Genomic DNA, 20802 nt, shown 5'->3' on the forward strand with positions numbered 1-20802 from the left:
AATATCTCCACATATTCACCTGTTTATTAACAAAAGTTGGTTGACAAACCTCAAAAAATCGAGCCAAAATCTTCACGAACGACAGAAATGGAACTGGATGCATAAACTTTTGAGCTAAAATTTTTGACTGTATCATTTTCTCCTATCTTTGCTTCATGCAATTTTCTCAAATTTTAGGTCAAGACTACATCAAAAGTCACTTGATAAAAAGTGCAGCTTCCGGACGAATTCCGCACGCGCAATTATTCATTGGGCCGGAAGGAAGCGGCACATTATCAACGGCAATTGCTTATGCGCAATATATTTTGTGCAACAATACGGGAGACGAAAACTCGAATGGAAATGATTCGTGCAATTTGAAATTTCAAAACATCTCACATCCCGATCTGCATTTTATTTATCCAACAGTAACCACCGAAGACGTAAAAACAAAACCCAAAAGTTTAGATTTTATTCAGGACTGGCGCACTTTTATTCAGGAAACACCTTACGGGGGATTATTTGACTGGTATAAAATGCTGGGGGTTCAAAACAAACAAGGAGAAATTCGTGTTGAAGATGCGCAGGAAGTTTTAAAATCACTTTCGTTAAAATCATACGAAGGCGGTTACAAAATTATGATTATCTGGATGGCCGATAAAATGAATATCGCCGCCTCCAACAAACTTCTGAAATTATTGGAAGAACCTTCCGATAAAACCATTTTCATCCTAATTTCAGAAAACGAAGAAGATATTATTCAAACCATACGTTCTCGTTGTCAGGTCATTCACTTTAACGGACTTCCCGAAAAAGTAATTGCCGAAGCCTTAATGTCCAAAGAAAATATCGACGAGAAATTAGCCTTTAAAATTGCGCATCAGGCACAGGGAAATTTCAGTAAAGCCTTACATCTCATAAAAGAAGACGATTCGGAATATCCTTTCGAACAATGGTTTGTCAATTGGGTTCGTGCGGCCTTTAGAGCAAAAGGAAATGCAGCTGCCATTCAGGATTTAATAACCTGGAGTGAAGAAATTGCAGCCCTTGGACGTGAAAGTCAGAAAAAATTCATCCAGTTTTGTATCGAAATGTTTCGTCAGGCACTATTGCTCAACTATCAGGCTCCTACTCTTGTTTACATTGAGCCGAAAGTGGACAAATTTAAACTCGAAAATTTTGCGCCTTTTGTCAACGGAAATAACATTCACGAAATTTTCAAAGAACTTTCAGATGCTATGTATCACATTGAAAGAAACGGAAATGCAAAAATAATTCTAACCGATTTATCCATAAAACTGACTCGTTTAATTCACAAAAAATAGTTTTCAAATGAATAATGTTGCCTCCATTTTACTATTAGTATTTTTAGCCTTAACGTTCTTACAATCAGGATACGAAAAAATATTTTACTGGAAAGACAATGTCGAGTGGCTTAAAGGCCATTTTGCGAAAACAAGACTAAAAAATCAGGTACCACTCGCCCTGCTCCATCTTTTAATTTTAGAATTAATTTCAGGAGTTTTGTGCGTTGTAGGCGCCATACAATTACTCACCAACAGCGGTCGCGAATTTGGTTTTTACGGAGCCATATTCTCATGCATCACTTTGTTAATGATGCTTTTCGGTCAACGATTAGCCAAAGATTACGACGGTGCAAGAACCATTGTTATTTATTTTATTCCAGCCGTAATGGCCGTTTACTGGTTGAATTAATCAGCCCAATTTTTAAAAAAGCAAGCCATTGATTTAAAGAATTTTATAAACTGTTTTTAATTTCTGAAATCTTGTTAATCTATGGCAAAAAAATTATCAAAAAAAATGAATCCAAAACACCCATCAGAGTCCCTGACCATCTTAACCGATTTAGTTTTACCAAGTGAAACAAATCCTTTAAACAACCTTTTTGGTGGCGAATTATTAGCCCGAATGGATCGCGCAGCAAGTATTGCGGCCCGCAGACATTCCCGTCGAATTGTAGTGACAGCCTCTGTCAATCACGTTGCTTTCAACAGAGCGATTTCGTTAGGAAGCGTTGTAACTGTCGAAGCCAAAGTTTCAAGATCCTTCAAAAGTTCAATGGAAGTTTTTATCGATGTCTGGGTAGAAGATCGTGAATCCGGAAGCAGAACAAAAGCGAATGAAGCCATTTATACATTTGTTGCCGTTGACGATACCGGAAGACCGGTCGAAGTTCCGCCAATTGTACCTGAAAGTGAACTGGAAATACAGCGTTATGATGCTGCTTTGCGTCGTAAACAGCTGAGTTTAGTGCTCGCCGGTAAAATGCAACCTTCTGATGCTACCGAACTAAAGGCTTTATTTTTATAGTGAAATTTGTGACAATTTGGAACAATTTGACATCATGCTACTTCAAAAAAAAGAAGTATTTTTACAAAATTACAAGCCTGATACAAATCTAAATCAGTACGTTATTAATTTCTGGTTTGTTTTTGAGAATGAATTATAAAAATTTACATGAAAGAAAAAGAAAAAAAAGAGATGAGTTCAGAGAAAGATGCCAAATTAAAAGCGCTACAACTTACGCTTGACAAACTAGATAAAACTTACGGAAAAGGAACCGTAATGAAAATGGGCGATAAAGCCATTGTAGAAGTTGAAACGATTTCTTCAGGTTCTCTTGGTGTCGATTTAGCGCTTGGAGTAAATGGTTACCCTAGAGGAAGAATAATTGAAATTTACGGTCCGGAATCATCTGGAAAGACCACTCTAACGTTACATGCTATTGCTGAAGCTCAAAAAGCTGGCGGAATAGCTGCTTTTATCGATGCAGAGCACGCTTTTGATAGAAATTATGCAGAAAAATTAGGCGTAGATATCGAAAATCTGATCATTTCACAACCGGATAACGGAGAACAAGCTTTAGAAATTGCCGAAAACCTGATTCGCTCAGGAGCAATTGATATTGTTGTAATTGACTCGGTTGCTGCATTAACACCAAAAAGTGAAATCGAAGGTGAAATGGGAGATTCTAAAATGGGTCTTCACGCACGATTGATGTCACAGGCGTTAAGAAAATTAACCGGTACCATCAGTAAAACAAACTGTACTGTTTTCTTCATCAACCAGTTGAGAGAAAAAATTGGTGTTATGTTTGGAAACCCTGAAACCACAACGGGAGGTAACGCATTAAAATTCTACGCTTCTGTACGTTTAGACATCCGTCGTTCTTCTCAAATTAAAGACGGTGAGAATGTTATCGGAAACAGAACCAAAGTTAAAATCGTAAAAAACAAAGTAGCTCCGCCTTTTAAAACTGCCGAATTCGACATCATGTACGGAGAAGGAGTTTCGAAAACTGGTGAAATTCTTGATTTGGCGGTTGAATTTGAAATTGTTAAAAAAGCAGGATCATGGTTTAGCTATGGAGACACTAAATTAGGACAGGGTCGTGATGCCGTAAAAGCCCTAATTAAAGACAATCCGGAATTAGCGGACGAATTAGAACTTAAAATTAAAGCACATATCAAAGAATTAGCAGGCGCTTAAACTTTACAAAAGCACTTACAATCAATACTTTATATACAACCCGTTAGTTTTTAAAAAAACTGACGGGTTTTTTATTTAAAAAATTATCCTTTACCGACGCAACCTTTCTAAAATCAAGCCATCTTAGTAACAGACATAGATTTGATTAATGCTTAGCCATAGGCATTACTTCAAAGGTTTTTCTACAAATTTGGTTGGTTTGTTCAATAAAAATCCGTTAGTTTTTTGGTTCTAACGGGTTTTTATTCTTTTTTTTAAATTTTTACAACTTCCAACGCAACCTTTTTCATTTTTTCCCCTCTATACTAGTATGACGTTCAATGGAGTATTCGTCAGACTCTTTAGTATCAACCATAAATATTTTTAACCATGAAAGAGAGAATAGAAGTGTTGTACAACAAAAACCGTAGAAAAACCAAACTCAAGTTTAAGAAAGTATTGCGTTTTATTTCAGAGAAAATAATTCATAGATAATCGTTTTTGAATACAAAATGGGTAAATTTTAATTCAAAAGAAAACCCGACAACTTCTGAAGCTGTCGGGTTTTTATCCTTAAAATACTTTATAATCTTTATAATTCATTCTTTTTAAACATCAGCAAACCTTTATAAATCAGCTGTCTTACCTGATCGCGAAGTTCTTTTCTATGATCCGATGTTAATCCTTTTGTAGCCACAAAGGGCAATACTTTTACACGCATTTTACCAGGGCTTCCGCTTAAAAAAGTATACGAAAATCTTTCTTTGTTATCGGCAAAAACGATTGGAACAATCGGAATCTGGTGGTCTATCGCCAAACGAAAAGCACCGTCTTTGAACTCATCGAGTAAAATAGATTCGTCATCAGGAACTCCGCCTTCAGGAAAAATACAAATACTAAGTCCCTGGTTAAGTCTGTTTTGTGCCCTTTTGAAAACTTCATTTTTACTTTTTGAAGAATTTCGATCCACCAAAATACAAGTTCTTTTATAGAAAAATCCAAACAGAGGGATTTTTGAAAGTTCTTTTTTCCCAACAAAAACAAACGGATTTCGAACGACAGCCAGCATCAGCATAATATCGGTCATTGAAGTATGATTGGCGACAATCATATAACTTTTATTTTTAACCAGCTTCTCTTCGCGCTCGACTTTATAATAAAAACCCATCCCAAAAAGGATAAATTTAGCCCAAATGCGGGCCATTTTAAAGAAATAGGGGTAACCCCTTTCCGATGCAATAGAAATTAGCAAAAACGGCAACATAATCAATATCGGAATGGCCATCAAAATGTAAAACCATACGCGCCATAAAACCCAAAAAACAACTTTTAATCCTTTCATGGTTTCAAATGTAAGAAAACCGAAATGAATTTAGATTTTTCGGTCATTAGATTTTTAAAATGTTAGGTTTTTCTCTGAAATAAAACTTAAAATCAATGAGATGTTGGATAAACTTTAGCGAGTTTGCGAAAAACTTTACGAACTTTGCGGTTAGAAAAAATAAACCTGCAATCTTTGCGATTGGAAGATTAAGAAAAAAACTAGAATGGCAAAAATACTTACTGGTGTTCAGAGTACTGGAACGCCACACTTAGGCAATTTGTTGGGAGCAATTATTCCGGCAATCGAATTATCAAATGATCCGGCAAACGAATCTTTTTTGTTTATTGCTGATTTACACTCCATTACACAAATTAAAGAGGGCAAAACGCTAAGAGAAAATACATACAGCACTGCAGCGGCTTGGCTTGCCTGTGGTTTAAATCCTGATAAAGTAACCTTCTACAGACAATCTGATGTGGTTCAAACTACAGAATTAACCTGGTACCTAAGTTGCTTTTTTCCATTTCAACGTTTGACTTTGGCACATTCGTTCAAAGACAAAGCAGATCGTTTAGACGACGTTAATGCCGGACTTTTTACTTATCCGATGTTAATGGCTGCCGATATTTTATTGTATGATGCTGAATTTGTTCCAGTAGGAAAAGATCAATTGCAGCATTTAGAAATCACCCGTGATGTAGCTTCGCGTTTCAACCATCAAATGGGTGAAACGTTTGTAATTCCTGAGGCTAAAATTCAGGAAGACGGCAAATTGATACCGGGAACAAATGGTGGAAAAATGAGCAAATCAGCCAATAATCTCATCAATATTTTCCTTGACGATAAAACAATTCGCAAGCAGGTCATGAGTATTGAAACGGACAGTACACCACTCGAAGAGCCTAAAAACCCGGATACCTGCAATGCATTTGCGATCTATTCCTTACTGGCAACAGAAACGCAAATCGCCGAAATGAGAGCCAATTATTTAGGTGGAAACTATGGTTATGGTCATGCCAAACAAGCTTTGTTTGAACTGATTATAGAAAAATTCAAAACCGAAAGAGAAAAATACACTTACTACATGAACAACCTTGAAGAAGTAGATGCTTTACTCAAAAAAGGGGCATCAAAAGCTTCCGTAATTGCTGATGGTGTATTGGCAAAAGTAAGACAGGTCCTTGGATTTGGTCAATAATATAAATTTTGAGCCCGACCTGTTTTTAAAACCTGTCGGGCTTTTAATTTAAACTAAATTGCCTCAAACAATTTTCCGGGAAGAGGTCTAATCACGCCTTTCAACTCCATATTCAACAACAGACCCGAAATTTTATAAATCGGAAAATCACATTGCAGCGCAATACTGTCCAACAGTTCCCTCCCATTTTTTAGAAGAAAATCATACACCTTCTGCTCCTCAGGTTCTAAATTTATAAAAAGCTGTTTTTGAACCGGTTTGGGTTTTGTTTCAATATTCCAGTTCAGCATATAAATCAAATCGGCGGCACTTGTCAGCACATTGGCACGTTGCGTTTTAATCAAATTATTGCAACCCTGACTGTATTTATCCGTAGCACGTCCGGGAACCGCAAAAACATCACGGTTATAATCATTGGCTAGGTTTGCCGTAATCAGCGACCCGCCTTTTTCAGCAGATTCGATCACAATGGTAGCTTCAGCCATTCCCGCCACAATACGGTTTCTGCGTACAAAATTTTCTTTATCGGGATTTGATGTACTCCAGAATTCGGTCATAAAACCACCATTTTCTTCTATTTGAGCACTATACTTTCTGTGCGATTTTGGATAAATCTGATTCAATCCATGTGCCAGAACACCAATAGTTTGCAAGTTAAAATCCATTGCCCGCTGATGGGCCACAATATCAACACCATAGGCAAAACCACTAACGATTACCGGATCCAGAGGGGCCAATTCTTCCACCAAATTTCGGCAAAACTCCGTTCCGTACGAAGTAATCTGGCGTGTTCCCACTATACTTATTATTTTTTTGTTTTTTAAATTTATGTTTCCACGTGAAAAAATCAGAACAGGAGAATCGATACAATGTTTCAAGCGCTCCGGATAACTATCCTCCTTAAAAAAAGATACTTTCACCTCATTCGATTTCAGGAATTCCATTTCCGAATTGGCCTTTTCAAAAACAGATTTATCTTTAAAGTTTTTCAAAAGAACAGAACCAACACCATCAATAACAGCCATTTGTCCCGATTTACTTTTAAAAACTGCCTCCGCACTACCATAATGATTGAGCAGCTTTTTTGCCATTATGTCTCCAACACCTTCCACTTTTAACAGGGCTAATACATAAAATAAATCTTGATCTGACATGAATTGAATAAGGTTTAAAGGCGGAGACAAAAATCTTTTAAAAACAAATCTCAAAATAAAATCGAGAAAGTCAAATATACAAATTAGAAGTAAATTCTCTCAAAAATAAGGTTTTAGATTTTATACAACGTAAAAAAAACAAAGCTATTCCTGTTGGAATAACTTTGTTTACAATACTATTTAATAAAACTTGTACACTTGTACGTGTCTCTAACTGCTAAGGGAGTTCTGTAGGTATTCCCAGGTCGTGCAATATTTTTCTTGCTGAATTGAGTTCGTCCAAAACTTTATTATCGATATCAAAATATTCAGCATCAACCTCTGCAAAAGTTTTATTCTTACGATATCCGCCAGTTTTCCATGAAAGAGTAGAATAATTTACACCCCATTCAGGTCCCCTCTTCCAATCCCCATTCTGAGTTCTAACAAGCGAACCTGCTATAAAATAAAATCCTGGCTGACAAGTAATTGTTTTCCAACTTGAACCTCCTGCCTTATTCCAGTCAATACCTCTGTAATGGCATTTTACAGATTTATACTCCGCCGTTCTTTGGGCTACAAATTCACTAAAAATCTTTTTTATTACCATTCTTACTTTTTCCCTGCGTTCTTCAAGTGTACCTTCTTGATTTCTTGGGTCTAAATAATAATCTTTAGCAATAATTATCTCACTTGTAATTTTCCCTCTCCTAACATCGGTAAAAGGAGGAAGTGATCCGGTACAACTTACTGGAGCGTCTACTACAACATTGAAGGTGTCCTGAAGATCTGGTATCAATTCTTCAATACCTTTTGCTTGTAAAAACATTTCGTTTTGTCTACTTTCTGCAATTGCTATTCTTTCTTCTTCACTAATCTCACTAACATAATCCGTTTGTATAGCTACTTTCGTTAAATCATCAGAGTTTTGTACACTAAATTCTTTGTCTTTCTTTTCAACATCCTTGAATTTAGATTCAAAATTAAGTTTAATTACTTCTGATTCCGTTTGGTTTCTTACACTTTGACCAAATGAGAATTCTGTCTTAATCGTTAAAAAAAAGATCATTAATACAACTAGATAAGTACTTTTTGTTTTCATAATTTCTATATTTTTGGTTTACCTACTCTTTTGCGTTAAAACCCGGATTTTCGGTTTACTCCCTATTATATTTTTTAATTAACCTTACCAGATTTTTGAACTGACAAGGTTAATTATCAGATTACTGAACACCATCAATTATTTGCCGGACAAATTCTATCACCCAAACTAATAATCGCATCTATTGCTCGATCCGCATTATCTCCTGTAAAAGTTTTTGCAATTGTCAGAAGTATTTTTGCAGTAGGCCACCATCCACACCATTTATCTTTAAACTTTCTCTCATCAGGATTTGCAAAATCTCCTGTTGTACCATTCGGAAATATTCCCGAAAAAGTAGGATCTGATTCAATTTGTTGCGCAATATCTCTCGCATTTCCAATGCTTAGAGAATTCGCTCTTAATGTTTCTAAGTCACTTTGTGTTAATCCCATAATTTCTATCTTTTTAAATTGCCTACTCTAATTTCCATTTTCGGCTAACTGGTTGGTTGTTAGATCAAAATTCCAAATTACAGCGCACAAAAAAATCCCTACAAATGGGGATTTTTGGGTAAAAAACTATTTCGGACTAATTTACAATCGCTTAAGTCATTAGAAAAGAAGTCTTAAAAATCATACTTTCGTTCTACTGCAAAACGTATCAGGTCGGTTTTGCCATAAAGGTTCATCTTTTTGAGGATGTTTTTGCGGTGGGTATCTACAGTGCTTTTACTTATAAAAAGTACGTCAGCAATTTCGTTAGATGTTTTTCCTTCACCGATAAGCCTAAGAATTTCTTTTTCTCTAGTACTTAAAAGGATGTTTTCTTTGGTTAATTCATCTTTCACAACAATAGAGTCGTCAAAAAAAGTTTCGTTGCTAATAACGGCTCTAATCGCTTCAATTAATTTCTTAAGTGGAGAATTTTTCATAATATATCCTGAAGCTCCGGCTTCTTTCATTTGTTGAATAGCCTCATGCTGATCAAACATGCTAAAAGCGATGACCTTAATTTCCGGAAATTCCTTCTTAATAATTTTAGTGGCACAAATTCCATCGCATTTTGGCATTCGGATATCTGTAATAACAATCTGTGGTCTCTTTTTACGAACCATTTGTATGAGCTCCTCCCCATCGTTAGCCTCACCAATCACGGCAATATCATCTTCAAATTCTAAAGAAAGTCTAATGCCGTCTATAAGCGACTGATGGTCTTCGGAAATAATGATCGTTATCATAAGGGCAAGTCTATAATGATGGTGGTTCCTTTAGTCAGAATTGAATCTATGCTAAATGTTCCGCCCATCTGTTCTACTTTTTTCTCCATATTTTTAAGTCCAATACCGGATTTGCTAACAATAGTTTTGGGGTTAAACCCTTTGCCGTTATCTTCGATAATAATATTAATTTCGGTTGGTGTTCCCTGAGTTAAATAGATATTTACTTCGGTTGCTTCTGAATGCTTTATAATGTTTGTGCACAATTCCTGAATCATTCGGAATAAAGCAACTTCTATGGTATTTTCTAATCTCTCTGTAAGTTCAAACGGAATAACATTTATGGTTAAATGTTCTAAAACACTCATCTTTTCCGCCATTTTCTTCACCGCAACCAACAAACCTTCACTACCAACAACGCCCAAATTTTTAAGATGTGCGATATTTCGAACCTTCTGATAAGCTTCTTCTAACAGTGCGTCGGTTTTATCATAAAGCTTATTTTCCTGCTGGTTTACAACTTCATTCTGACGCTTTAGATTCTGGAAATTTAATTTTAATGTAGCCAGCATACTGCCCAAATTATCATGCAGTTCGTTTGCAATATTCTGACGTTCCTTTTCCTGACTCTCAAGCATTAAATCGATACCGTTAAGTTCCTGGTCTTTGAGTATTTTTTCCGTTTTTTGTATCTCTATAAGCTTTTCCTGTTCCGCAATTTTTTTCTTTTTCACAATATTCTTATATCCTAAAACACCAATTATCAAAACAATAATTAAAACACTTATCATCAAATATAAAATAACCCTGTTCTTTTTAATGTTTGTTTTTAATTCAAGATTTTCAAGTTCTTTTTCCTTGGTTTTATATTTAGTATCAAAATTATTAATGGCAATATTTTGCTGTTCTGTATTTAAAGAATCATGGTATTTATTTGAAATTTCTAAGTGATACAATGCCTTATCCAGATTTTTAGCATCTTTGTAATTTAAATAAAGGAAATTATTAATATTTTCCTTGTTAACTTTATTGTACTCGATTAACTTTATTTTATCCGCTTCATGCAATAAACCAATCGCTTTTTCGTACTGATGAAGCTGTGAATAGTTAGAGGCCTGATTCATTAAATTATAACAGATATAATTCGGATTTGGTGTTTTCTCCTGATGCAAAAGTAAATTATCCTTTCGGAGGTAATATAAACTAGAATCAGGTTGGTACAAAACATCACTAAAAAGCACTGCGAGATTATTGTATATCTTGCTTTCAAGCTTTTTATCGTTCACTTTTTTGTTTAGCACTATAGCTTTTCTAAAATAATACAAACTTTCACTGGCTTCTTTATTGTTTATTTTTAAAGAAGCCATCTGAACATAACCCTTAAGAATTTTAGAATCATTCTTTGATGCAATAGCATAATTCATATATTCTTTCAGATAGAATTGGTGCTTCTGTGTATTATCTTTATAACTAACCAGTAAAGTAGCAATGTTAAGATTGATTTCCATTGCTTTATCTAAAAAATTGACTTTTAAATATCGCTTTTTAGCTGTTAAATAGTTTTCAATTGCTTTTACATCGTTATTTTCTTTACTATAACTTTTTGCCTTCAGAAAATAATAATACCCCAAGTCTTCCGGTAAAAAAGCAGTAGTATCCATCAAAGAAAGCCCCTTTAATGCTTCTTTAAACTGGCCTTTTTCGATCGAATTCGCAATGGATTTTAAACCTTTATTTTGCCCAACGCAAATGCTCACCATACAAAGTAAAGTGAGCAAAAAACGGAATCTGGTATGTAAAGATTTGTTATACAATATCACGGATGGTTCCTTTACCTGTTTTATCTGGTGTAACTATTGGATTATATACCTCCTCAAATATTTTCTCAGGCGTATTTTTAAGTATATCGTTTTCATGATGAAAAGCAACATATATACACTTAGTAAAATCAATTGAGCGAAATTTTGGGTCACTTAAATCAATAACAAATGACTCAAAATTATTTACCCCTTCTAAAGGACTACCAATGAAATCTTTAAAATGAACTACAATTTTATTTCCCTCTTGATCAGAAATATTATAAATATCGTATATGCCATATTTGTTATTTCGCGCGGGCTCTGGTAACAATACTCCTATAACTGCTTTTTTACTCTCTAAATAAGCACCTTTTAAATCATAATGTTTCATACTTTCCATAATTTTAGTTTTTAAGTTAATAATAATCAAATCTATGAATATATGAAAGAAAATTAATACCTACAAATGGGTATTTATTGTTGGATCAATCCCTTATCTTTGAACATAATATCTTTTAAAAACAACTTAAAAAATAAATTTACAGCAATTTTACATCACATTAAAAATATACTAAACTTAAATAAACCTCTGAAAAACAATTATCTACAAAATTAACTGAATTGTTAATAAAAATTGTGAATAAAATTTTGATAACTATATTCGTTGCATAACTTTGTTACTATGAAAATCGAAAATTACATAGCACAGTTACTGTATCGTTATCAGTGTGTAACGGTTCCAGGGTTTGGAGCATTTTTAACAGAAATTCAATCCGCGCAGCTGAATGAAAGCACAAATTCATTCTTTCCGCCGACAAAAATGATCTCTTTCAACAGTCATTTAAAAAACAATGACGGATTGTTGGCCAATCATATCGCACAAGCTGAAAAAACTTCTTATGGTTTTGCCGTAAGCGCAATTGCTTTTGAAGTAGTCAGCTGGAAAAAAACTTTGGAAGAAAATGGTGTTGTAACACTTAAAAACATAGGCGAAATTCGTTTAAATGCTGATCAAAAAATGGTATTCACACCAAATGATCAGACCAATTTCCTAACGAGCTCTTTCGGACTAAGTCCATTTGTTTCTCCACTAGTGAAAAAAGAAAATTTCGAGCGCAAAATTGAAGAAATTTCAGAAAGAGAAACTATCTCTTTATACGAAAATGAAGAAGGAAGAACCGCTAATCCATTCTTAAAATATGCTGCAATACTCGTATTAGGTCTTGGAATTACTGGTAGTATCGGATATCCACTATACCAAAATCAAATCGCTGCTAAAACACTAGTAGTGGAAAGCGCTGTTCAGAAAAAAGTGGAAAACAAAATACAGGAAGCAACTTTCTTTATTCAAAACCCACTACCTGCTGTGACACTTTCTGTAGATTCTGCAAAAGTAGAAACGGCTGCCGAAAAAGTAATGCCCTATCATATCATGGCCGGTGCCTACAGAAGTGAAAAAAATGCAAGAAAAGCTTATAACCAATTAATTAAAGACGGTTACGAAGCCCGAATGTTAGGCGAAAACAAACACGGTTTATTCCCTGTTTTATATGGTAGTTATGCTACTATGGCTGAAGCTGAAAAAGCACAAAAAGAAATACAAAAAGGAGAAAATCCGGATGCCTGGATTCTCGTACAACCGCTATAAAACTAAAAAAAAGCCTACTCAGTTGAATAGGCTTTTTTTTTACTTCGCTATTATTTTTGCATCCTGTGAAAGAATTACTTTTTTACCCTGATAAACCCTCAGTCTCGCCGGAGGCGAATTTTTTTCTCCCAAAACGATAATCGCACACTCATAAACATTACCGTCTTTCCTAAACTCATACTGGTGATTTCCACCAATACCTTCTACCACTAAAACACCACCATTAATCACTAAATCAGGCTTCTCAGTCATTTTCTTTTCAACAGACCACGATGCATATCGATAATTGTTATTTCCTAAATGATCAATTCTAATTTTGAATTTAGACGTTTCCAGAATACAAATTGGTGTTTGAAAAAAAGCAATACTCGGATCCAGATTTTTCTTTTGTGCTGCGATTAGAGATTTCTTCAGATCCAACTCAAATTTCGATTGATAATTTACTGCAATCAGTCTCCCTTCAGTATCGAGCCAAATTTTACCCTGATTAAACATTAATCCCCTCAAACCCATATCAGACCAGCTTTTTACAGCATCCGATTTCACGATTTCATTTTTTAAAGCGGTGTCAAATACTTCTCCGTAACGCTTCACAAAATCGGCTTTGTCATTGATATCACTGATAGGATATTCCCGTTTTAGCGGATAAACGACCCAATCGCCAAGGGCTTCTTTGTTGTCGTTTTTTATATTTTCAATGAACTTTTTAACAAGTTTCTGATAGTCGCTTTTAGAATCCTGGGCAACCATACAACTGCCGCAAAAAAACAATACTGTTAAAAATAAACTGCTGCTTCTCATCTTAAAAAACTTTTAATCGGTTAATAATCTGATTTTTACAAACAACTATAAAAGTACTTAATTAAAAATTGCTGTGAAAGCTTTCAATCTGAACCGCCTAAGTTCAATTATCTTCTTCTCTCTCCTTGTTTAACGTGGAACATTATTATTCTATTGTGTTGTATTACATCTCGATATAATCTCTATTTTACATAATGTTTTTTACAAACAATCCTCACAACTCACATCACGTCAGCACAAATCAGTTAATACTTGCTTTAAACATCTTCAACTCATCCCAGGTAAATTCATCGCCATGTTTTTCTTTCAGCGGACTCAAAGATTCCTCCTGATAAAATTCAAAAGCCTCTCTTAGTGCTAAAATTTTATCGTACGGCAAAACATCTGAAATCTCTACTTTCTTCGCCTGAATCAACTTAACCAAATGCATTTCAACAGTTTGAACAGTTAACTTGCGGATTCTTGCAATATCCTGTATTGAATTTTTCTCCAGCCATAAATCATGCGTTTCTTCAACCGTTGTTTTTTTGGCAGTCTTTGGCTCACTTTTATCCAGCTTTCTTGGTGTATAGCGCACCACAGGCTGATCTGCTTTAAAAATATCGGTGTTCGCCATATTAAACTCCTCCCGTATCTTATCAATCTTGTCTAATTTGTAGTTTTTAATCGCTGTAGACGACAATTTTTCTTTACAGATGGTTTCACCTGCCACCACAATTTCTATTAGCAATTTGGCCTTCATTAAGCGCAAAACCGCTTTTGTTTGCAAATCATCCAAAAAAGACAGCTCTTCATAAAATTCTTTTACTTTTTTGAATTTTTGAATTTCGGCCATTTTCTGCAAAAGATCCGTTACCAACTTATCCATCGGTTTAAAAAAGTACGCATAAGCTGCCTCTACCCGCTCCTGAACAAAAATCAAATCAACCGTTTCTCTATTGAAAATTTTATTGAGCTGATGCACAAATTTTTGCGCCGGATCTGTCAGCCCATCAATAGTTTCTAAACGTTTGTGCGCCCAAACCGAATGCTTGGATTTTTCTGATCCTGCAGCATTTTCATTGTAACTAAATCGATGATTGCGCCATTCCTGAGCCAGATCGCTCCAGTTAAAACTGTTAATCAAATAGTTATGAATAAAATTCTTGGTTTCAAAATGCAATGAATTTTTCAAAACCTCTTCACTTGCTTTGTTCAACGCATAATCCATTACATCCTGATCGTTAGAAATACCGTTCATCTGTATCGGAGAAAGCAAAATAAGCCCGTTTAAGGACGTTAAACGCGATAAAGCAACATAGGCCTGCCCAGGTAGAAAAACCTGCGATACATCAAGCGCAGCTTTCTCAAAAGTTAAGCCCTGACTTTTATGCACCGTAATGGCCCAGGCCAGTTTGATTGGATAGTGAGCAAAAGTTCCCAAAACTTCTTCTTCAACTTCCTTAGTCAGTTCGTTTACTTTGTAGCGGATATTTTTCCATTCGTACTTCTCTACTTCAATTGTTTTATCCTCCTCCGAAAAATGCACAAAAATTTCTTCAGGTGAAAGTGCTTTAATCACTCCCATTTTTCCATTAAAATAGCGCTTTTCAAAAGACAAATCATTTTTAACAAACATGACCTGCGCACCAATTTTAAGCTTTAAGTTTTCTTCTATCGGGAATATTTTTTCAGGAAAATCTCCAACAACAAAAGGCTGGTAGGAGAACTCGTTACCCGCCAAATCTCCAATGGCCTGATCATTAATAGAATCTGCCTTTGCATTATGTGTAGTAAGCGTGATATAACCCGGATTGTTTTTTAGATCAAAATCAGGCTGAACATACTGGTTTAAAACCTGAATGTCCTGTGGACTAATCTGGTTGTTGCGTAAATTATTCAGAACCGAAATAAAAGTATCATCACTTTGTCTGTAAATCTTTGATAATTCGATATACAACGGCGGATATTGCTGAATTACATGAGAATGGAAAAAGAATTTTCCTTTGTAGTAATTCCGTAAAGTTCGCCATTCTTCATCACGAATCACCGGTGGAAGCTGCAGCAAATCGCCAATAAAAAGTACCTGAACACCTCCAAAAGGGCGGTTGTTTTTACGTACCGTTTGCATCATAAAATCAATAGCATCCAACAAATCAGCACGTAACATACTGACTTCATCGATAATTAGCAGTTCCATATTTCGAATCACATTACGCTTTACATTGTTCATTTTGAAATGTCTGCGAAGCGTTTCCTTGTTCTCAAATTTTACCGTTTCAGTAAACTGAGAAGCTTCTTCATAGGAAGGAATAAAGGCCGAAAAAGGCAGCTGAAACATGGAATGAATGGTAACACCACCTGCATTCAGAGCCGCGATACCCGTGGGAGCCACAACTACAGTGCTTTTATGAGTGGTTGCAATAATTTCGCGCAAAAGTGTCGTTTTCCCGGTCCCCGCTTTACCGGTCAGGAAAATAGATTTTTGCGTTTGATTGATGAATTGTAAGGTGTAAGCAGCTGCTTCTGTAACGTTTTGCATTAGGCGTAAATTGAAGACTAAAAGTATCGCATTTTTATAAAAGAAAAAACCTAAATCTTGACAGATTTAGGTTTTTAAATTTAATTCGTTGGTTTGGAATTATTTTTTCGCTTCTTCCTTCGCAGCTGGTTTTTCTTCTGTTTTTGGAGCCGCTTTATACTTATCATTCAAAGCTTTAACAACATCTTTTGTGATGTCATATTTCTCTTCAGCGTATAAAATTGAGGCAGCATCCCCAGTACCATAAATATAAGAATAACCGTTTTTCTTACCGTAATCTTTGATGAATTTTTTAACTCCACTAACTAGAGAATCCATTTCAACACCACTTTCCTGTTGCAATTGTTGAGACAAAGCTTGTTGAGCATAACCCAATTGTTGTTCTCTTTTTTGTAACTCAGCACCTCTTTGTTGTGCCCAGGCCTGACCGTTTGCCTGTGCCTGACTTTGAAAATTAGCAGCGTCTTGTTTAAAACGTGTAATCTCAGCTTGTAGTTGTCTTCCTTTTTCTTCTGCCTGAGCTTTGTATTTTGCCTCAAGGTCTTTTGCTTCAGTGTATTCTTTCATTAAAACTGAAGTATCTACGTAAGCTGTTTTTACTTCCTTAACTTCTGCAGTTTTGCTACACGAAACGGCGAAAATTGAAAGTGCGATAATTACTAATGCTTTTTTCATTTTTTGAATTTCTATTTTTTTAATGTATTGGAGACAAAAATATAAAAAAATAAATAGCATCAACATAAAGTTTAAAAAATGCTATAATTTTATGATATTGCTTTTATTTATAGAGTGAATTTTTACTATAAAATATCACTATTGAAAGCGGCTTTCATAGCTTTTACCTAAGGCGTTTTCTTAAAAAAGACGACACAAATACTAGGCTTTCACTAAAAAACATCTTAAACGTGCTTATTTTAAGTTTTAGGTTGATTTTAGGGCATAAATCTGCAATAAATAGGCTTTTCCTCCTACCGCAGCAAATTAGATTGCAAATCATAAAACAATAAAGCCACCAAAATTATTTTTTCAATTTTTGCAGCTTTAAAAAAAATTTAAAGAGAAAAAAAATTCACTTTTTCTAAACCTCCAAATTTTGAATTTGAAATCGAAAAATTTCGAAAAAAGTGCCCAATTTTATGACATTGTTTTTATTTATGGAGCAAGATTCTACCATAAAATATCACTATCAAAAGTGACTTTCATAGCTTTTATTTAAGACGTTTTCTAAAAAAAGACGACACAAACCCTCCATTTACCTTAAAAAACACCTTAAACACGCTTATTTTACGTTTTAGCTGTTTTTTAAGACATAAATGTGCGATGAATACTCTTTTGTACTGCCCGCTTTTAAATTTGATCTTAATCCGACTAAAAACGCATTGATGTAATTCATTTTTCCGGTTTTGTATTTTTCGGATAACAAACTCACATAAAAAGAATCAAATTTCATCGGAAGTACTTTTTGCAATTTCATATCTACTTTTTCAAAAAGAGACTGAATCGCTTTTTTAGAGAAATGCCAGAAGTGAATTGGCACATCATACGCTGCCCAAAATTCGTTGTAATATTTTGCATCATACGATTTGAAATTTGGAACCGCAACAATTAAAGTTCCAGTTGGTTTCAACAAACGTTTTAATTCCTGGATTTGCAATTCTAAATTTGGAACGTGTTCTAAAACGTGCCACATGGTAATTACATCAAAAGAATTATTTTCAAGAGCATCAATTCCATTTACAAAAGAAATTCCTTTTTCGATCGCAATATTTTTTGCTCTCTCGCTTGGTTCCACTCCAACAGTTTCCCAACCGTCATTTTTTGCCGTTAATAAAAAATCTCCGGTTCCGGCACCAATATCCAAAATTCTTCCTTTTTGAGATTGCTCCGCATTAATTAAATTCAGCTTATTTTTTAAAGCTATATTTTTTACAAAATGATATGCTTTTTCAAACAAAGATCTTTTATTGTCGGTATGAGAAATATAATCTTCGCTTTCGTAATATTTTCCAAGATTTTCTAAATCGGGTTGTGGAGAAGTAATCAACATGTCTAAAGTTTCGTCATGATACAACTCGAAAATTTCTTTAGATACAGAATGGTCTTTTACAGTAAGAAAATGTTTTTTGTTTAAAACGTTCATTTTTAATTATAGGTTTTTAATAGAATTTGGCAACATATTTTTTTATTACACAACAGCCGTTAATGCAACAAGTTTTAATTTATTACTTTGAAATGCCTATCCATGCATCCCACTAGATTTTTTAGAATTGTTTTTTTTACTTTCTTCAATAACATCAGGCTTTCGCAAAGTAGTTTCACGTGGAACAAATTTCTTTTATTTTTATATTTTCCTTTCTTAGATCTTCTACCACTCTTTTCTGCTATCGAAAAATGTCAAACTTCAAACCTGAAACAAAGAAAACTTGAAACTTCAAACAAAGAAAACCTGAAACAAATAAAGACGCACTAGCTGTGCGTCTCTAAATTTTTATCTTCCCATGTAAATCAACAAAACCGAAATATCGCTAGGAGAAACTCCGCTTATTCTTGAAGCCTGAGAAATTGTTACAGGACGAATCTTGCTCAACTTCTGCTTCGCTTCAATTGACATTGACTTTATTTTATCATAATCGAAATTTTCCGGAATTTTCACTTCTTCCAAGCGAGTAAGCTTATCCGCATTATTTCTTTCCTTTTCTATATACCCGGAATATTTAACCTGTATTTCGGCCTGCTCTAAAATTTCCTGATCCAAATCATTCTCTTCAATATAGGCTTTCACTTTTTCAAACTTAAGCATATCCTCCAAGTCAATTTGCGGACGAGAGAAAACTTTAAACATTTTATCTCCCTGTGTAATCGGAGCTGTTTCCTTAGCTTCCAAAATCGGATTTGTTTCGGCAACCGAAACACTTGTCTCTCTAAAAAAAGCAACCATCTTTTCAGACTCACTTAATTTCTTTTCCATTCGGCGCAAACGCTTTTCAGAAGCAAGACCAATTTCGTGTGACATTGGTGTTAATCTAAAATCGGCATTATCCTGACGCAACAAAGTTCTGTACTCTGCTCTTGATGTAAACATACGATAAGGTTCTTCCGTTCCTTTCGTAATCAAGTCGTCAATCAAAACTCCAATATAAGCTTCATCACGTTTCAAAATCAACGGCGCTTTTTCATGTACTTTCAAATGCGCATTTATTCCAGCCATCAAACCTTGAGAAGCCGCTTCTTCATATCCTGTTGTTCCGTTAATTTGTCCGGCAAAATATAAACCTTCAACCAACTTTGTTTCCAAAGTATGTTTCAATTGCGTTGGCGGGAAATAATCATATTCGATTGCATAACCCGGACGGAAGAATTTCACATTTTCAAAACCAGCTACAGAACGCAATGCTTTAAATTGAATATCCTCCGGAAGTGAAGTCGAAAATCCATTTACATAAACTTCGCAGGTATTCCACCCTTCCGGCTCCACAAATAATTGGTGACGTTCCTTATCTGCAAAACGATTAATTTTATCTTCTATCGAAGGGCAATATCTTGGGCCAAGACTTTTGATCCTTCCGTTAAACATTGGCGAACGATCAAAACCTTCTCTCAAAATATCATGAACATCCAATGACGTGTACGTCATGTAACAAGAGCGCTGATGCGTTAACGGAGTTGTCAAATCAGAATAAGAAAACTTATCCGGCTTTGCATCTCCTTTTTCTTCGTTCATTTTCGAATAATCCAACGAACGTCCATCAACTCGTGGTGGCGTTCCTGTTTTCATTCTTCCTGCTTCAAATCCTGCCTGAACTAAATCTTCAGTAATTCCTGTTGCAGCACTTTCACCAGCTCTACCTCCACCAAACTGTTTTTCTCCAATATGAATCAAACCGTTTAAAAAAGTTCCGTTTGTCAACACAACCGATTTAGATCGGATCTCAACTCCCAACGAAGTTTTGATTCCTTTTATCTTTCCATTCTCAATAATCAAACCTTTGACCATCTCCTGGTAGAAATCCAAATTTGGAGTTCCCTCCAACATCATTCTCCATTCCTCAGCAAAACGCATTCGATCACTCTGAACTCTCGGAGACCACATTGCTGGTCCCTTCGATTTATTCAACATCTTAAACTGAATTGCAGTTCGGTCAGAAACAATTCCTGAGTATCCGCCCAACGCATCAATTTCACGCACAATCTGTCCTTTTGCAATTCCACCCATAGCCGGATTACAAGACATCTGTGCAATGTTCTGCAAACTCATGGTCACCAATAAAGTTTTGGATCCCAAATTTGCTGCCGCTGCCGCGGCCTCAGAACCTGCATGACCAGCACCGACTACAATAACATCGTATTCTTCTAAAAACATTTCTTTTTACTATTCTCTGGAAACCGTTTAAGGCGGTCCTCAGAATTAATTTTTACATTCTTTTGTTCCACGTGGAACTTCTGTTTTATTTCAAGCTTCAAGTTTCAAGTTTCAGGTTTCAGGTTTCAGGTTTCCAGTCACAAACTAAAAAAAACCACTCACTCCTTAACGCTTTACTTCTACAAAACCTCACACTATCTAAGTCCATTGTTTCACGTGAAACAATTAAAAACTTTCCAAGATCAGCATT

The 20802-nt window shown here is 35.1% G+C and carries 18 protein-coding genes; 6 read left to right on the forward strand and 12 right to left on the reverse strand.

All coding sequences use genetic code 11. The features are described 5' to 3' along the window. The first annotated feature begins 155 nt into the window (after window positions 1-155). The 4 genes from ACN1CN_RS05670 to recA all read left to right on the forward strand — a co-directional run bounded on the left by ACN1CN_RS05670 (window position 156) and on the right by recA (window position 3489). Window positions 156-1304 (forward strand): ATP-binding protein, encoded by a 1149-nt coding sequence (locus ACN1CN_RS05670; protein ID WP_419134952.1) that lies wholly within the window; start codon window positions 156-158, stop codon window positions 1302-1304. Window positions 1305-1311: 7 nt separating this feature from the next. Then, window positions 1312-1695: a DoxX family protein gene (locus tag ACN1CN_RS05675; protein WP_291286351.1), complete on the forward strand. Its 384-nt coding sequence runs from the start codon at window positions 1312-1314 to the stop codon at window positions 1693-1695. A gap of 105 nt (window positions 1696-1800) precedes the next feature. Beyond that, complete coding sequence (locus ACN1CN_RS05680) at window positions 1801-2310, forward strand: acyl-CoA thioesterase (RefSeq protein ID WP_291286352.1); 510 nt, start codon at window positions 1801-1803, stop codon at window positions 2308-2310. Window positions 2311-2481: 171 nt separating this feature from the next. Next, entirely contained in the window at window positions 2482-3489 is a 1008-nt protein-coding gene (gene recA / locus ACN1CN_RS05685; RefSeq protein ID WP_264526372.1) for a recombinase RecA, read from the forward strand. A gap of 571 nt (window positions 3490-4060) precedes the next feature. Here the strand turns inward: recA and ACN1CN_RS05690 are convergent. Then, complete coding sequence (locus tag ACN1CN_RS05690; RefSeq protein ID WP_419134953.1) at window positions 4061-4810, reverse strand: lysophospholipid acyltransferase family protein; 750 nt, start codon at window positions 4808-4810, stop codon at window positions 4061-4063. A gap of 205 nt (window positions 4811-5015) precedes the next feature. Between ACN1CN_RS05690 and trpS the strand changes: the two genes are divergently transcribed. After that, on the forward strand, window positions 5016-5990 hold the full coding sequence (trpS, locus tag ACN1CN_RS05695) for a tryptophan--tRNA ligase (protein ID WP_264525803.1): 975 nt from the start codon (window positions 5016-5018) through the stop codon (window positions 5988-5990). Window positions 5991-6043: 53 nt separating this feature from the next. Here trpS and dprA read toward each other — a convergent pair whose 3' ends face one another. The 6 genes from dprA to ACN1CN_RS05725 form a co-directional block, all read right to left on the reverse strand. After that, window positions 6044-7144 (reverse strand): DNA-processing protein DprA, encoded by a 1101-nt coding sequence (gene dprA, locus ACN1CN_RS05700; RefSeq protein ID WP_419134954.1) that lies wholly within the window; start codon window positions 7142-7144, stop codon window positions 6044-6046. A gap of 217 nt (window positions 7145-7361) precedes the next feature. Then, window positions 7362-8225 carry a hypothetical protein gene (locus ACN1CN_RS05705; RefSeq protein WP_419134955.1) on the reverse strand — a complete coding sequence of 288 codons (864 nt, stop codon included), beginning with the start codon at window positions 8223-8225 and terminating at the stop codon, window positions 7362-7364. A gap of 134 nt (window positions 8226-8359) precedes the next feature. Then, window positions 8360-8659, reverse strand: coding sequence for a hypothetical protein (locus tag ACN1CN_RS05710; RefSeq protein ID WP_419134956.1), 300 nt, complete (start codon window positions 8657-8659; stop codon window positions 8360-8362). Between the two features lie 173 nt (window positions 8660-8832). After that, window positions 8833-9444, reverse strand: coding sequence for a response regulator transcription factor (locus tag ACN1CN_RS05715; RefSeq protein ID WP_419134957.1), 612 nt, complete (start codon window positions 9442-9444; stop codon window positions 8833-8835). After that, window positions 9441-11183, reverse strand: a complete 1743-nt coding sequence (locus ACN1CN_RS05720) for a sensor histidine kinase (protein WP_419134958.1) — start codon at window positions 11181-11183, stop codon at window positions 9441-9443. The genes ACN1CN_RS05715 and ACN1CN_RS05720 overlap by 4 nt, the downstream gene beginning before the upstream one ends. A 46-nt stretch (window positions 11184-11229) precedes the next feature. Then, window positions 11230-11613 (reverse strand): hypothetical protein, encoded by a 384-nt coding sequence (locus tag ACN1CN_RS05725; RefSeq protein WP_419134959.1) that lies wholly within the window; start codon window positions 11611-11613, stop codon window positions 11230-11232. A gap of 291 nt (window positions 11614-11904) precedes the next feature. On the opposite strand from ACN1CN_RS05725, the gene ACN1CN_RS05730 reads away from it, so the two are divergent. Then, entirely contained in the window at window positions 11905-12870 is a 966-nt protein-coding gene (locus ACN1CN_RS05730; protein ID WP_264525805.1) for an SPOR domain-containing protein, read from the forward strand. A 39-nt stretch (window positions 12871-12909) separates the two neighbouring features. Here ACN1CN_RS05730 and ACN1CN_RS05735 read toward each other — a convergent pair whose 3' ends face one another. From ACN1CN_RS05735 to mnmG, 5 genes are all read right to left on the reverse strand, one after another. Continuing rightward, window positions 12910-13671, reverse strand: a complete 762-nt coding sequence (locus ACN1CN_RS05735) for a hypothetical protein (RefSeq protein ID WP_419134960.1) — start codon at window positions 13669-13671, stop codon at window positions 12910-12912. Between the two features lie 241 nt (window positions 13672-13912). Continuing rightward, the gene (locus tag ACN1CN_RS05740; RefSeq protein ID WP_419134961.1) at window positions 13913-16192 is read right to left on the reverse strand and encodes a helix-turn-helix domain-containing protein; all 2280 of its coding nucleotides are present in this window, start codon (window positions 16190-16192) and stop codon (window positions 13913-13915) included. Window positions 16193-16291: 99 nt separating this feature from the next. Continuing rightward, the gene (locus ACN1CN_RS05745) at window positions 16292-16867 is read right to left on the reverse strand and encodes an OmpH family outer membrane protein (RefSeq protein WP_264525808.1); all 576 of its coding nucleotides are present in this window, start codon (window positions 16865-16867) and stop codon (window positions 16292-16294) included. A 616-nt stretch (window positions 16868-17483) separates the two neighbouring features. Beyond that, complete coding sequence (locus ACN1CN_RS05750) at window positions 17484-18332, reverse strand: class I SAM-dependent methyltransferase (protein ID WP_419134962.1); 849 nt, start codon at window positions 18330-18332, stop codon at window positions 17484-17486. 348 nt (window positions 18333-18680) lie between these two features. After that, window positions 18681-20552 (reverse strand): tRNA uridine-5-carboxymethylaminomethyl(34) synthesis enzyme MnmG, encoded by a 1872-nt coding sequence (mnmG, locus tag ACN1CN_RS05755; RefSeq protein ID WP_419134963.1) that lies wholly within the window; start codon window positions 20550-20552, stop codon window positions 18681-18683. Window positions 20553-20802 lie beyond the last annotated feature (250 nt).

Origin of the sequence: Flavobacterium sp. T12S277, from assembly GCF_048514875.1 — a bacterium.
In the GTDB taxonomy this organism is placed as follows: domain Bacteria; phylum Bacteroidota; class Bacteroidia; order Flavobacteriales; family Flavobacteriaceae; genus Flavobacterium.